This window comes from Pseudomonas sp. SIMBA_068 (assembly GCF_046534705.1).
GTDB lineage: Bacteria > Pseudomonadota > Gammaproteobacteria > Pseudomonadales > Pseudomonadaceae > Aquipseudomonas > Aquipseudomonas putida.
The window spans coordinates 1-243 of sequence record NZ_JAWRYI010001400.1; the positions used below are offsets into that span (position 1 = coordinate 1).

1 protein-coding gene is annotated in these 243 nt (G+C 55.1%); it reads left to right on the top strand.

Translation table 11 applies throughout. The annotated features are described in order from the left end of the window. On the top strand, positions 1-243 hold a 243-nt coding region (locus SB756_RS34220), incomplete at both ends, for a ferritin (RefSeq protein ID WP_410913774.1).

The following is a 243-nucleotide window of genomic DNA, read 5'->3' on the forward strand; positions in this document are numbered from 1 at the left end:
GGTGCAGCGACAAAGGCTTTGAGGGTGCCGCTTCCTTCCTGAAGATGCATTCACGCGAAGAGATGCAGCATATGCAGCGTCTGTTTGATTACCTGAGCGATACCGGCGGCATGCCGGTGCTGGGTACCATCGCTGCGCCGCCAGTCTCTTTCACTTCACTGAATGAAATTCTGCAGCAGGCGCTGGAGCATGAGCAGCTGATCACCAGCAAAATCAATGAACTGGCCCATGCTGCCATGACCT